This is a genomic window from Streptomyces cyanogenus (genome assembly GCF_017526105.1).
GTDB lineage: Bacteria > Actinomycetota > Actinomycetes > Streptomycetales > Streptomycetaceae > Streptomyces > Streptomyces cyanogenus.
In genome coordinates this window covers 6,065,018-6,078,736 of the sequence record NZ_CP071839.1, presented here as the reverse complement: position 1 = coordinate 6,078,736, position 13,719 = coordinate 6,065,018, and the positions used below count along the sequence as shown (strand labels likewise).

The 13,719-nt window shown below is 72.0% G+C and carries 10 protein-coding genes; 3 read left to right on the top strand and 7 right to left on the bottom strand.

Annotation, left to right across the window (positions count from 1 at the left end):
* Positions 1-46: 46 nt before the first annotated feature.
* Positions 47-3,061, bottom strand: coding sequence for a glycoside hydrolase family 3 protein (locus tag S1361_RS27480; protein ID WP_208034600.1), 3,015 nt, complete (start codon positions 3,059-3,061; stop codon positions 47-49).
* A 125-nt stretch (positions 3,062-3,186) separates the two neighbouring features.
* Here S1361_RS27480 and S1361_RS27475 point away from each other — a divergent pair, with 125 nt between their 5' ends.
* The 3 genes from S1361_RS27475 to S1361_RS27465 are packed head-to-tail and all read left to right on the top strand — an operon-like array spanning position 3,187 to position 6,214.
* Positions 3,187-5,052, top strand: a complete 1,866-nt coding sequence (locus tag S1361_RS27475; protein WP_208034599.1) for a ricin-type beta-trefoil lectin domain protein — start codon at positions 3,187-3,189, stop codon at positions 5,050-5,052.
* 16 nt (positions 5,053-5,068) lie between these two features.
* Positions 5,069-5,557 (top strand): hypothetical protein, encoded by a 489-nt coding sequence (locus S1361_RS27470; protein WP_243769321.1) that lies wholly within the window; start codon positions 5,069-5,071, stop codon positions 5,555-5,557.
* A 54-nt stretch (positions 5,558-5,611) separates the two neighbouring features.
* Positions 5,612-6,214 (top strand): GPP34 family phosphoprotein, encoded by a 603-nt coding sequence (locus tag S1361_RS27465; protein WP_208034598.1) that lies wholly within the window; start codon positions 5,612-5,614, stop codon positions 6,212-6,214.
* A 46-nt stretch (positions 6,215-6,260) separates the two neighbouring features.
* On the opposite strand, the gene cimA is transcribed toward S1361_RS27465, so the two are convergent.
* The 6 genes from cimA to ureA all read right to left on the bottom strand — a co-directional run bounded on the left by cimA (position 6,261) and on the right by ureA (position 13,671).
* Positions 6,261-7,871: a citramalate synthase gene (cimA, locus tag S1361_RS27460; protein ID WP_208034597.1), complete on the bottom strand. Its 1,611-nt coding sequence runs from the start codon at positions 7,869-7,871 to the stop codon at positions 6,261-6,263.
* Between the two features lie 284 nt (positions 7,872-8,155).
* On the bottom strand, positions 8,156-9,478 hold the full coding sequence (locus S1361_RS27455; RefSeq protein WP_208034596.1) for an MFS transporter: 1,323 nt from the start codon (positions 9,476-9,478) through the stop codon (positions 8,156-8,158).
* Positions 9,479-9,552: 74 nt separating this feature from the next.
* Positions 9,553-10,161: a TetR/AcrR family transcriptional regulator gene (locus S1361_RS27450; RefSeq protein WP_208034595.1), complete on the bottom strand. Its 609-nt coding sequence runs from the start codon at positions 10,159-10,161 to the stop codon at positions 9,553-9,555.
* Between the two features lie 18 nt (positions 10,162-10,179).
* On the bottom strand, positions 10,180-11,220 hold the full coding sequence (locus S1361_RS27445; RefSeq protein WP_208034594.1) for an agmatine deiminase family protein: 1,041 nt from the start codon (positions 11,218-11,220) through the stop codon (positions 10,180-10,182).
* A gap of 16 nt (positions 11,221-11,236) precedes the next feature.
* Positions 11,237-12,979, bottom strand: a complete 1,743-nt coding sequence (locus S1361_RS27440) for an urease subunit alpha (RefSeq protein WP_208034593.1) — start codon at positions 12,977-12,979, stop codon at positions 11,237-11,239.
* A complete protein-coding gene (gene ureA, locus S1361_RS27435; protein ID WP_208034592.1) occupies positions 12,976-13,671 on the bottom strand; it encodes an urease subunit gamma in 696 nt (231 codons plus the stop codon). The genes S1361_RS27440 and ureA overlap by 4 nt, the downstream gene beginning before the upstream one ends.
* Positions 13,672-13,719 lie beyond the last annotated feature (48 nt).

The window sequence follows — 13,719 nt, the reverse complement described above, 5'->3', positions numbered from 1 at the left end:
AACTACCCGAAGCCTCACCAAACCGGTCATTCATCCGGGGTCGGGATCAGGCCGCCCGGTACGCCTGCGTCAGCTTGTCCACCGCCTTTCCGTACCGGCCGGTCAGCAGCAGGTGGTCGGCGTCGGCGAAGGGCGCCGCCACCGCCTGCGTGAGGTGGCCGCCCGCCTTCTGCTGGACGAGCAGCCGCGCCCGGGTCACCAGCGCGCGTCCGGTCCGGTGGTCGCCGCGCCGCTCGGCCGCCGCGGCCCGGGCGGCGAGGTCGCGCAGGGTGGCCGTACCGCCCTTCGGGACGGGGGTGAGGGTGGTCAGGCCCCAGCCGTAGGGGAACTGCGGGTCGTACGACGGGTCGCCCACGTTGATCGGCAGCTGGGCCTCCGACCGGGGCCAGGTGACCGGGAGCTGTCCGGTGAAGGGGCGCTTTCCGTAGAGGACGTCGGCGACGCCCTCGCCCTCGGTGCCGGGCAGCCAGGAGGCGACCAGTGCGTCGATCCGGTCCAGCCGGTCGCCGACGAGCTGCGGGCGACCGGAGACGATCAGCACCGCGCACTTCATGGCCGCGCAGACCTTGTCGACGGCGGCCCGGTCGGCGGCGGACAGCGTGAGGTCGTGGCCGTTGCCGACGTCGCCGACGCCCTCGGCGTACGGGGTCTCGCCGACCACGACCACGCCGACGTCGTAGCCGCCGGTGGGAGCGGAGGCGTCCTTCGAGTAGGTGACGTTCCCGCCCGCCCCGCGCAGGCCCTGGAGGATGGTCGTGCCGGGGACGGTGTTCCCGGAGGCGCCCTGCCAGGTGAGGGTCCAGCCGCCGGTCTGGTTGCCGATGTCGTCGGCGTCGGACCCGGCGACGTACACCTTCTCGGTCTTCTTCAGCGGCAGCAGGCCGCCCGCGTTCTTCAGCAGCACCTGCGACTCGGCGGCGGCCCGGCGGGCGACCTCCCGGTGGGCCCGGGAGCCGATGGCGGCGGCGCCGCTGGTGTCGGCGTACGGGTGCTCGAACAGGCCGAGCCGGAACTTCTCGGTGAGGATGCGGGAGACGGCGTCGTCGATCCGCTTCCGGCTGATCCGCCCGGCCTTCGCCTCGTCGGCGAGCGCGGTGCTGAACTCCTTGTAGGTGTAGGGCACCATCATCATGTCGACGCCCGCGTTCACCGAGGTGCGGACGTGGGACGCGTAGTCGCCGGGGAGCTGGTCGATGGCGTTCCAGTCGCTGATGACGAAGCCGTCGAAGCCCATGCGGCCCTTGAGCACGCCGTTGATCATGTCGCCGCGGGCGTGCATCTTCACCGCGCCCTTGCCGTCGCCGGCGATGTCGAGGGAGGAGTACGACGGCATGACCGTGCCGACGCCCCGGTCGACGGCCTCGCGGTACGGCGCCAGGTGGACGTCCTCCAGCTGCTCGCGGGTGACGGTGGTGACGCCCTGGTCGATGGTGTACGTCCCGGTGGTCGAGGAGCCGTACGCGGTGCCGCCGTCGGCCACGAAGTGCTTGGCCGTGGCGAGCACCTTGTCGTCGCGCGCGAGGTCCTTGCCGTTCGCGCGGCCCTGGAGGCCCTGGATCACGGTCTCCATGGACTCGACCAGGGCCGGGTCCTCGCCGAAGGACTCGTACGAGCGGCCCCAGCGTTCGTCGCGGCTCACGCACAGGCAGGGCGCGAAGTCCCAGGGGATGCCGGTCGCGCGGACCTCGGCGGCGGTCACCGCGCCCGTCCGGTGGGCCAGTCGGGGATCCCGGGTGGCGCCGATGCCGATGTTGTGCGGCATGACCGTGGCGCCGGAGAGGTTGTTGTGGCCGTGGACGGCGTCGACGCCGTAGATCAGCGGGATCTGCAGGCGTGTGGCCCGGGTGCGCAGCTGGAAGGCGTCGACCATCCTCGCCCAGGCCTCCGGGGTGTTCGGGGTGGGTGTCGAGCCGCCGCCGGAGAGCAGGGAGCCGAGTCCGTAGGCGGCGATGTCGGCTCCCTGGCCGACGGCGCCGCGCTCGGCCTGGGTCATCTGGCCGGCCTTCTCCGCCAGGGACATCCGGCTCAGCAGGTCCGCGACGCGCTTCTGCACCGGCAACTTCGCGTTCAGGTAGGGCAGTCCGTGCGCGTCGATCACGATCTGCGGGGTCTCGGCGGGGGACTTCGCCCCGGTGACCGTGAGCTTCAGGGGGATGGTCTCGGCGGGTTCGGCCGCCCGGTCCCGGCGGGTGGGCACCTCGACGGTCCGCGCGGTGCCGGAGGCGGTGCCGGCCGGGAAGGTGAGGGTGCCGGAGACGGGGGTGTAGTCCGTGCCGGGGGTCGCGGTGCCGTCCGCCGTGGCGTAGGTGACGGTGACCGGGTCGGTCAGGGGCGCCTCGCCGGTGGTGGCCACGGTGACCTTCACCCTCGCCGTCCCGCCCTCCTCTACCGGGTGCACGGGGGCGTCGGTGGTGACGGAGGCCCGCAGCGCCTGGTCGGCCCTGCCGTACAGCTCCACGTCGTCCATGGCGAAGTCGCCCTTGGTGCCGGGCGGGAGGGTGACGGCGTAGCCCCACATCTCCTTGAGGCCGAGGACGTGGTCGATGCCGCCGACCGGTTGGTGGTCGGTGCGGTAGGCGAAGTCGGTGAACGGGAGCTCGATCCGCTTCCAGCCGGTGAAGTCGTCGGTGAACGAGGTGGTCCAGAGTTCGGAGGCCTCCCCGTGCGCCCCGCCGTCCTTGATCTCGAAGGCGATCTTCCGGCCGTTGTTCCGGCCGTCCCACCAGAAGCGGATGCCCCGGCGGCCGGACCAGTCGTGGGCGGGCGCGGTGGCGGCGAAGTCGTGGGTGAAGCCGCCGTAGCCGCTGATGTCGTAGGTGCCGGCGAGGACTTTCCCGCCCTCGGGGGCGTCGGCGCGGTCGGCGAGGCGGAGCGTGGGCGGGTCGTCCGGGTCGCCGCCCCAGGTGAAGACGCCCTCGGCGGGCTGGGGGGCGAAGGGCACCTCGCCCTCGAAACGGTCGACGGGGGCGGGGGCGGGTTCGTCGGCGGCTCGCGCGGTCGCCGCCCAGGGCAGCAGACCGGCGAGGAGTGCGGCGGAGGCGAGCAGGGCGGTTCTTCGCATGGACCTTCCCTCGACTCTCGTGGTTCACTCAGGACTTAGCTCACGCCGTGAGTTAACTAGGGGCACACACCCCCGTCAAGACGCCCCGTCAGCTCTGCCGATCCGGGAAGGAAGGGCGACGCACCATGAGGAGAACCCCCCGCGCAGTCCGGCTGCTGCTCGCCGGACTGCTCTCCGCCGCCGGAGTCAGTGTGGCCGTACCCCCCGCGCACGCGGCCGGTGAGCAGGTCACCGCCTGGCTCACCACCACCGACGACTCCGCCGGCCGGCACGTCGTACGCGGCCTCCAGCCACAGGCGCCGTTCGCCTTCCAGTCCGGGACGGGCGGGAGCGGCGAGAACATCACCGTGGACGAGAACACCCGCTACCAGACCTTCACCGGCGGCGGCGCGTCCTTCACGGACACCGCCGCCTGGCTGATGAACAGCAGCGGGGCGCTGTCCCCGGCGACCCGGGACGCGACCCTGCGCAAGCTGTTCTCGCCCACGGACGGCATCGGCCTGTCCTTCCTGCGCAACCCGATGGGCGCCTCCGACCTCGCCCGCTACGGCTACACCTACGACGACGTGCCGGCCGGCCAGACCGACCCCTCTCTGGCGAAGTTCTCGATCGCGCACGACCTCGCCGACGTCGTCCCGCTGACCAGGCAGGCGCTCCGCCTGAACCCGGAGCTGACGGTGATGGCCTCGCCGTGGACGGCACCGGCCTGGATGAAGGACAGCGGCTCGCTCAACGGCGGCTGGCTGAAGGCCGAGGACTACGGGGCGTACGCCTCCTACTTCGTGAAGTACCTCCAGGCCTACAAGGACCAGGGGATCGACGTCCGTTACGTCACCGCGCAGAACGAGCCGACCTGCTGTTCCGGCTACCCGTCGATGAGCTGGAACGCGAGCGGTCTCGCGTACTTCACCAAAAGCGAGCTGCTGCCCAGGCTCCAGGCGGCCGGGCTGGGCACCAAGGTGCTGGCGCACGACTGGAACTGGGACGTCTACGACTCCTACGCCGCCCAGACCGTGGACGACCCGGCCGTGCGCAGCCACCCCAACTTCGGCGGCATCGCCTGGCACGGCTACGGCGGTGACATCGCCAAGCAGACGACCGTGCACAACCAGTACCCCGCGCTGGACGCCTTCGGCACCGAGCACTCCGGCGGCACCTGGATCGCCCACCAGCAGCGCGAGGACATGGGCGACATCATCAACTACACCCGCAACTGGGCGAAGTCGGTGACCAAGTGGTCGCTGGCCGTGGACCAGAACATGGGCCCGCACAACGGCGGCTGCGGCACCTGCACCGGTCTGATCACCGTGCACAACGGCGACGGCGCGAGCGGGACCGTCGACTACACCGTCGAGTACTACGACATGGGCCACCTGACCAAGTTCGTCCGCCCCGGCGCCCAGCGGATCGCCTCCACCGCCTCCACCGCGGTACCGAACGTGGCCTGGCGCAACCCGGACGGCGGCAAGGCGCTGATCGCCTACAACGACTCCTCGTCGGCCCGGACCGTCACCATCAACTGGGGCTCCCAGCACGCCACTTACTCCCTGCCGGGCAAGACCTCGGCCACCTTCACCTGGTCCGGCACCCAGTCCGGCGGTGGCGGCAGGACCGGTGCCCTCGTGGGCCTGGCCGGCAAGTGCCTGGACGTGGCGGGCGGTTCGAGCGCCAACGGTACGGCGGTGCAGCTCTACGACTGCAACGGCAGCACGGCCCAGCAGTGGACCGTCCAGGCCGACGGGTCCGTCCGGGCGCTCGGCAAGTGCCTGGACGTGACGTCCGGTTCGACGGCGGACGGGGCCAAGGTGCAGTTGTACGACTGCAACGGAACCGGTGCCCAACGGTGGTCGTACGACGCGGCCACGGGTGATGTGGTGAACACCGCGGCGGACAAGTGCCTCGACGTCACGGACAACTCGTCGGCGAACGGGGCCCGGGCCCAGATCTGGACGTGCACGGGGGCCGCCAACCAGAAGTGGTCACTGCGGTGAGGCGGTAGGGCGGGACATGCGACACACGGGGGCCGTGGCGGCGGGGATCGTCGGCGGGATGCTGCTGCTGAGTGGCTGCACCGCCGTCGACCTGCCGCTCGCGGGGGTGCGGTCCGGGGCGGACGGGGTGCCGTACGCGGTGTTCCGGCCGTGCGGTGACGACGGCTATCAGGGCCCGCACCTGGACGGGCGGGCCCGCGGCGGCGGGGAAGGACCCGTCACCACGGGGTGGGACACGAAGAAGGAGGGGCTGCACGGCGACGCCGAGTTCCCCCTGTTCGACCCGCCCGCTCACTGGCGGGCCCGGCACCGGGGGAAGCAGGAGCTGCTGCCCCGGCACCACTACGAACTCGGGTTCGGGCACTACGTCACCGGCGACTCCTACAACGCGGTCGTGGAGTTCACCGGCGAGCAGATCGGCCGGCTCGGACCCGGGCAGGTGTGGGCGGACGGCCGGGTGATGACCCTGCGCGCGTTCGAGAGGCTCGCCGCGGAGGCGTGCTGAGCGAGGGCGGTGTGGCGTGGTGCGGATCGGCCGCCGCCGGACCATGGTGGGGGTATGACCACACCGCAGGATCTGTTCCTCGTCAGTCTGGACGTGCCCGGTGAGCACCCCGTCGAGCAGGGCGACCTGGCCCTGGCGCTCGCCGGCGCCGAGCTGATCGACCTGCTCGGCGCCCGGGCGCTCACCCTGGACGGCGAGCGCATCGTGCCCGGGCCGGTGCTGACCACGGGTGACCGGATGCTGGACGAGGCAGGGGCGGCCCTCGTGCGGCAGGAGCCGTACGAGACGGTCGAGGACTGGCTGTGGCGGCGGGGTGAGGGGCTGGCCGTGGCCTACCGGGACACCCTGGAGGCCGACGGGCAGGTCACCGGCAGGCGCCGGCACTGGCTGCCGGGCCGCGGCCGGGACGACGTCCCGGCCGACACCGCCGCCCGGCGCCACGCGACCGACCGCTGGGAGTCCCGTGACCCCGTCCTCACCGGCCTCGCGGCCACCCTGGGCATCCAGGACGACCGCCCGGCCGGCCCGGAGCCCGAGGACGAGGCCGTCGTCACCGTCCTGGTCGCGGTCGGCGACGCGGTGACCGAACTGGAGGCCGTCCGCGAACGCCGCCGCATCGAGAACGTCGCCTTCGACAACATCTGGCGGGCGCCCTGAGCGCCTCGCGGGGCAACCGGCGGGCGCCCCGGCCGGACCGGCGGAGCTACTGAGCCGGTTCCACGCCCGCGCGGAGCAGGCCGTAGGTGTAGGCGTCCTCCAGGGCCTGCCAGGACGCGGCGATCACGTTCTCGGCGACGCCGACCGTGGACCACTCGCCGGAGCCGTCCGAGGTGGAGATCAGCACCCGGGTGGTGGAGGACGTGCCGTGCTTGCCCTCCAGGATGCGGACCTTGTAGTCGACCAGGTCCAGCTTGGCCAGCTGCGGGTAGATCTTCTCCAGCGCCACGCGCAGGGCGCGGTCCAGGGCGTTGACCGGGCCGTTGCCCTCGGCGGTGGCGACGATCCGCTCGCTCTTGGCCCACAGCTTCACCGTGGCCTCGTTGGCGTGGGTGCCGTCGGGGCGGTCCTCGACGATGGCCCGCCAGGACTCCACGTCGAAGTACTTCAGCGGGCGGCCCTCGACCTCGGCGCGCAGCAGCAGCTCGAAGGAGGCGTCGGCGGCCTCGTAGGTGTAGCCCTCGAGTTCGCGTTCCTTCACCCGCTCGACCACCCGGCCGACCAGCTCGCGGTCGCCGCCCAGGTCGATGCCGAGCTCCTTGCCCTTCAGCTCGATCGAGGCGCGGCCCGCCATGTCGGAGACCAGCATGCGCATGGTGTTGCCGACCAGCTCGGGGTCGATGTGCTGGTACAGGTCCGGGTCGACCTTGATGGCGGAGGCGTGCAGGCCGGCCTTGTGGGCGAAGGCCGAGACGCCGACGTACGGCTGGTGCGTCGACGGCGTCAGGTTGACGACCTCGGCGATGGCGTGGGAGATGCGGGTCGTCTCGCGGAGCTTGCCGTCGGGCAGCACCTTCTTGCCGTACTTCAGTTCCAGGGCCGCGACCACCGGGAACAGGTTGGCGTTGCCGACGCGCTCGCCGTAGCCGTTGGCCGTGCACTGCACGTGGGTGGCGCCCGCGTCGACGGCGGCGAGGGTGTTGGCGACCGCGCAGCCGGTGTCGTCCTGGGCGTGGATGCCGAGCCGGGCGCCGGTGTCGGCGAGGACGGTGGAGACCACCGCGTGCACCTGGGCGGGGAGCATGCCGCCGTTGGTGTCGCAGAGGATGACGACGTCGGCGCCGGCCTCCGCGGCCGTACGGACGACGGCCTTGGCGTACTCGGGGTTGGCGCGGTAGCCGTCGAAGAAGTGCTCGCAGTCCACGAAGACCCGGCGGCCCTGCTCCCGCAGGTACGAGACGGTGTCGCGGACCATCTCCAGGTTCTCGTCCAGGGTCGTGCGCAGCGCCAGCTCCACGTGCCGGTCGTGCGACTTGGCGACCAGCGTGATCACCGGGGCGCCGGACTCCAGCAGGGCGTTGACCTGCGGGTCCTCGGCGGCCTTCGCGCCGGCGCGGCGGGTGGCGCCGAAGGCGACCAGCTGGGCGTGCCGGAAGTCGATCTCCGCCTGCGCGCGGGCGAAGAACTCGGTGTCGCGGGGGTTCGCGCCGGGCCAGCCGCCCTCGATGAAGCCCACGCCGAAGTCGTCCAGGTGCCGGGCGATGGCGAGCTTGTCCGCGACGGTGAGGTTGATGCCCTCGCGCTGCGCGCCGTCGCGCAGCGTCGTGTCGAAGACGTGGAACGAGTCGTCGAGCTCGCTGGTTGCCGTCTCGGTCATGGTCTCAAGGCTCCTGTTGTGGATCTTCGGTCTTACCGGATTGACCGGCTCCACCGTTCCTCCATGCTCCCTCGCGCTCCGCCGCCGGCTGAAGGTGGGCCGGAAAACGAAAAAACCCCTCGCGGGTGCGAGAGGTCTGCGCGCGGGTCGAGGACGACGGTGGCCACCCGCACCTGGTCGTACGAGGTGGTCACTGCGGACCGGCGCGCCTGCTGCCCATAATCATGGCCAACGAGAGCACGGGGGCAGTCTGGCACAGCCCCGCCCCCGGCTCACCGCCCGTCTCAGGATGCGGTCGTCACGGTGGACTCCGTGGATCCGTCCCCGGCCCCTTCGGCGGCCTTCACCCGGGCCAGGTCCAGGTCCTTCGTCTCGCGCATGGTGACGTACACCACGAGCGACACGGCGGCACAGGCGGCCACGTACCAGTAGAAGCCGGACTCGATGCCGCCCTTCTTGAACCACAGGGCGACGTACTCGGCGGTGCCGCCGAAGAGGGCGTTGGCGACGGCGTACGGCAGGGCGACACCGAGCGCCCGGACGCCGGTCGGGAACAGCTCGGCCTTCACACAGGCGTTGATGGAGGTGTAGCCGGTGACCACGACCAGCGCGAGCAGGGCGAGGCCGAGGGCGGACCAGTAGCCGTCCGCGTGCTTGAGCAGCGTCATGATCGGAACCGTCAGGACGGTGGAGCCGACGGCGAAGGTGATCAGCAGCGGGCGGCGGCCGATGCGGTCGGACAGGGCGCCAGCGAGCGGCTGGAGGCAGGCGAAGACGATCAGCGCGGTGAAGGAGACCAGGGTCGCGGTCTCCTTGGACAGACCCGCCGAGTTGGACAGGTACTTGGTGAGGTAGGTGGTGTACGTGTAGTAGGCCACCGTGCCGCCCATGGTGAGGGCGACGACCAGGAACGCCTCCCGCCGGTGCCGCCACAGCGCGCGCAGGGTGCCGCGCTCCCCGGCGTGCGAGGCGTCCTCCTCGTACACCTCGGTCTCCAGCATGTTGCGGCGCAGGTAGAAGACGACGGCCGCGCCGAGCGCGCCGACGACGAACGGGATGCGCCAGCCGTAGCTGTGCAGGGCGTGGTCGGACAGGGTGCGCTGGAGGACGATCAGCAGGCCGAGACCGGCGATCTGGCCGGCGGTCATGGACACGTACTGGAAGCTGGAGGCGAAGCCGCGGCGCCTCGGGTCCGAGGCCTCGGTCAGATAGGTGGCGCTGGCCGCGTACTCGCCACCCACGGACAGGCCCTGGAGCAGACGGGCGACGAGCAGGACGAACGCGCCGCCGTAGCCCGCGACCCCGTAGGTGGGGGCGACGGCGATGAGGACCGCCGAGGCCGACATGAGCGTCACGGTCAGCGTCAGCGCCGCCTTGCGGCCCTTGCGGTCACCGACCCGGCCCAGCAGCCAGCCGCCGACGGGGCGCATGAAGAAACCGACGGCGAAGATGCCGGCGGTGTTCATCAGCTGGGCGGTGGGGTTGCCGCTCGGGAAGAAGGCGCCGGCGAAGTAGGTGGCGAAGCTCGCGTACACGAACCAGTCGAACCACTCGACCATGTTCCCCGCCGAGCCGACCCAGATCTTCTTCCAGTGTTGTCGTCCCATGGGCCGGTACATGCCCGCCCAGGCGGGAAACGATTCCGGCGGCGGAGCCGCCTGTCGGTACGGTCCCGCGCCCCCTAGGGGGCCGCCACGAGCCCCTCCTGGACGAACTCCCCGACATGCGCGAGGACTTGCTCCCGGCCGGTGCCGCGCAACCCGATGGCCACGTGGATGGAGAACCCGTCGAGCAGCGCACGCAGCCGCGCTGCGAAACGGTCCGCGTCCACCCCCCGGAACTCCCCCCGCGAGATCCCCTCGGCGATCAGCGCGACCAGGTCCCGGTGCCACGCGCCCTCGATCGCGGCCTGCCGGGCGCGCGCGTCCTCGTCCGCGGTCTGCGAGCGGTTCCAGACCTCCAGCCACAGCGTCCAGTGCGGATCGCGGTGCCCGTCGGGCACGTACAGGTCGACGTAGGCGGACAGACGTTCCCGCGCGGTCCCGGGACCGGCCAGCAGCCGCCCCCGTTCCGCGCCCAGCCGGCCCTCGCTCCACTCCAGGGTCTGGAGCAGCAGCTCGTCCTTGGAGCGGAAGTAGTACAGGAGATGGCCGCTGCTCATGCCGACCTCGCGGCCCAGCCCCGCCATGGTGAGCTTCTCCAGACCGCGCTCGGCGATCATGTCCATGGCGGCGGCGAGGACCTCCTCGCGCGGCGGCGCGTTCCTGCGCGCCCGGCCCGCACCGGCCATCTGCTGCTCCTGTACGTGTCAGACCTTCGGCTGCTGTTGCGTGATGCAGTGGATACCGCCTCCGCCCGCGAAGATCGTACGCGCGTCCACCAGCGTCACCGTCCGCTCCGGGAACAGGCGCCGGAAGATGCCGGCGGCGATCTCGTCGCGCGGGTCGTCGAAGCCGCACAGCACCAGGCCGCCGTTGCAGAGGTAGTGGTTGATGTAGGAGTAGTCGGCCCAGTGTCCGTCGGTCTCCAGGACGGTCGGCGCGGGCACCTCCACCACCTCCAGCCGGCGGCCCCGCGCGTCGGTCGCCGACTTCAGCAGGCCGATGACCTCCTTGGTGACCTCGTGGTCGGGGTGCGCCGGGTCCGGCTGGTGGTGGGCGACCACGACACCCGGCCGGGCGAAGGCGGCGACGATGTCGACATGGCCGAGGGTGCCGAAGCCGTGGGGAGGGTAGTCGCCGGTCAGGCCGCGCGGCAGCCATATCGCCTTGCGGGTGCCCAGGTGGGCGTGGATCTCCGCCTCGACCTCCTCCTTCGACCAGTGCGGATTGCGCTCGGGGCCGAGCTGCACGGTCTCGGTGAGCAGCACGGTGCCCTCGCCGTCGACGTGGATCGCTCCGCCCTCGTTGACCAGCTTCGAGGCGTACGTCCTGGCGCCCGCGAGGTCGGAGACGTACGCGCCGATCTTGGCGTCGTGCTCCCAGCGGGCCCAGTCCTGGGCGCCCCAGCCGTTGAAGGTCCAGTCGACGGCGGCCAGCCGGCCCTTGCCGTCGGTGAGGAAGGTGGGGCCGATGTCGCGCATCCAGGCGTCGTCCAGCTCCCGCTCGACGGTGTCGATGCCGGGGCCGAGCAGGGCCTGCGCCTCGACGGCCTGGCCGGGGCCGCACACCACCGTCACCGGTTCGAAGCGCAGGACGGCGCGGGCCACCGACGCCCAGGCCATCCGGGAGAGGCGGAGGTCGTCCGGGTCCTCGAAGGTGGGGTTGGGGCTGGGCCACGCCATCCAGGTGCGCTCGTGCGGGGTCCACTCGGCAGGCATGCGGAAGCCGTCGGCTGCGGGGGTGGTCATAGGAAATCCCTGGTGATTAGAGGAAGTAGAGGCGGTTGAGGGAGACGGAGTCGGCGGGCTCGGAGCGCAGCGGCTCGCCGTCGAGGGTGACCAGGCCGGTGCGCCGGTCGACGTCGACCGCCCCGATACGGGCGTTGAGCCGCAGGTCGGCGGGGCCGATGCCCCGGGTGCAGCGCACGGCGACCCTTCTCCTGCGGGTCGGCATGGTGTCGTTGCCCTGGTCGACGGCGGCCCGCGCGACGAACGCGACGGAGATGTCGGCGGCCGTGGCCCCGTACGCCCCGAACTGCGGCCCGAGTACGAGGGGTTCGCAGGTGTCGGTGGCCGCGTTGGGGTCGCCGACCACGCCGTACGCCGGGAAGCCGGACTTGAGGACGAGCTGCGGCTTGGCGCCGAAGTACTCGGGGCGCCACAGCACGATGTCGGCGAGCTTGCCGACCTCGATCGAGCCGACCTCGTGGGCGAGCCCGTGGGCGATGGCCGGGTTGATGGTCAGCTTGGCCATGTAGCGCAGCACGCGGGCGTTGTCGTCGCCCTCGCGGTCGCCGCCCTCCCCGTCATGGGGAAGCAGGGGCCCCAGCTCGGCCTTCATCTTGCCGGCCATCGCGAAGGTGCGGCGGACCGTCTCACCGGCGCGGCCCATGCCCTGCGCGTCGGAGGAGGTGATGCCGATCGCGCCCAGGTCGTGCAGCACGTCCTCGGCGCCCATGGTGCCGGCCCGGATCCGGTCGCGGGCCATGGCCGCGTCGCCGGGCAGGTCGGGCTTGAGGTCGTGGACGGAGACGATCATGCCGTAGTGCTCGGCGACCGCGTCCCGGCCGAAGGGCAGGGTGGGGTTGGTGGAGGAACCGATGACGTTCGGGACGCCGGCCATCTTCAGCACGTTGGGCACGTGTCCGCCGCCGCAGCCCTCGATGTGGAAGGCGTGGATCGTGCGGCCCTCCAGCACCCTGAGGGTGTCCTCGACCGACAGGCACTCGTTCAGGCCGTCGCTGTGCAGGGCCACCTGGACGTCGTGTTCCTCGGCGACCCGCAGCGCGGTGTCGAGGGCGCGGGTGTGGGCGCCCATGTCCTCGTGCACCTTGAAGCCGCTCGCCCCGCCCTCGGCCAGGGCCTCGATCAGCGGTGCGTCGTGGGAGGAGGAACCGCGGCCCAGGAAGCCGATGTTGACCGGCCAGGCGTCGAAGGCGTTGAAGGCGTGCCGCAGCGCCCAGGGCGAGTTGACGCCGACGCCCCACACCGGGCCGAACTCCTGGCCGATGACCGTGGTGACGCCGGAGGCGAGGGACGCCTCCATGATCCGCGGCGACAGCAGGTGGACGTGGGTGTCGACGGCCCCGGCGGTGGCGATCAGTCCCTCGCCGGACACGATCGACGTACCGGTGCCGACGACGACGTCGACGCCGTCGAGCGTGTCCGGGTTGCCGGCGCGGCCGATCGCGCAGATGCGGCCCTCGCGGATGCCGACGGAGACCTTCCTGATGCCCTGCACCGCGTCGATCACGACGACGTTGCTGATCACGACGTCGCAGGTCTCGCGGACGGCGGCGGCCTTCAGGTGCAGTCCGTCGCGGGCGGTCTTGCCGAAGCCGGCGAGGAACTCGTCGCCGTACTGCTGGGAGTCGGACTCGACGCGGACGGTGAGCCCGGAGTCGCCGAGGCGGACGCGGTCGCCGGCGCGGGGGCCGTGGGTGGCCGCGTAGGCGTGGGGATCGATGTGGACCGACTCGGTGACCTCGCGCCCCCTGGAGCGGCTCATCGTGCGCCTCCTTCCTGCGTGACTCCCAGATATCCGCAGGCTGCGGCCCTGCGGAGGGCTTCTTCCTTCGCGCCGGGCGCGTCCAGCGGCCCGTCGACCAGACCGGCGAAGCCGATCGCGATCCGGTGGCCGCCGATGGGGACCAGCCCGACCTCGGCGCTCTCCCCCGGTCCGAACCGCACCGAGGACCCGGCGGGCACGGCGAGGCGCATGCCGTAGGCCCGCTCCCGTGCGAAGTCCAGCCGCGGGTTGGCCTCGAAGAAGTGGAAGTGGGAGGTGACCGAGACCGGGACGGTCGCGGTGTTGGTGACCGTGAGGCGGAGCGCCGGCTCGGGCTCGGGGTGCTCGGGCCCCGGCAGCAGCGCGCCGGGGCCCTCCGCGCCCGAGCCGCCGCCGATCGGGTCGGAGACGACCGCCAGCCGGGAGCCGTCGTCGAAGACGGCCTCGACCATGACCTCGGTGACGACGTCGGCGACGCCCGGCAGGACGTCACCGGGGCCGAGCACCGAGCGGGCCGCCTCGACGGCCTCGGCGAGCCGCCTGCCGTCCCGGGCCGCCTCGCACACGGTGTCCGCGATCAGCGCGGTGGCCTCGGGCACGTTCAGCCGCAGACCGCGCGCCCGGCGGGCCCGGGCCAGCTCGGCGGCCCCGAAGAGCAGCAGCCGGTCACGTTCCGTGGGGGTCAGTCTCACGACCCGGTACCTCCTTGCCTTCCGCTGATTAGAGCACCACTCTAAACA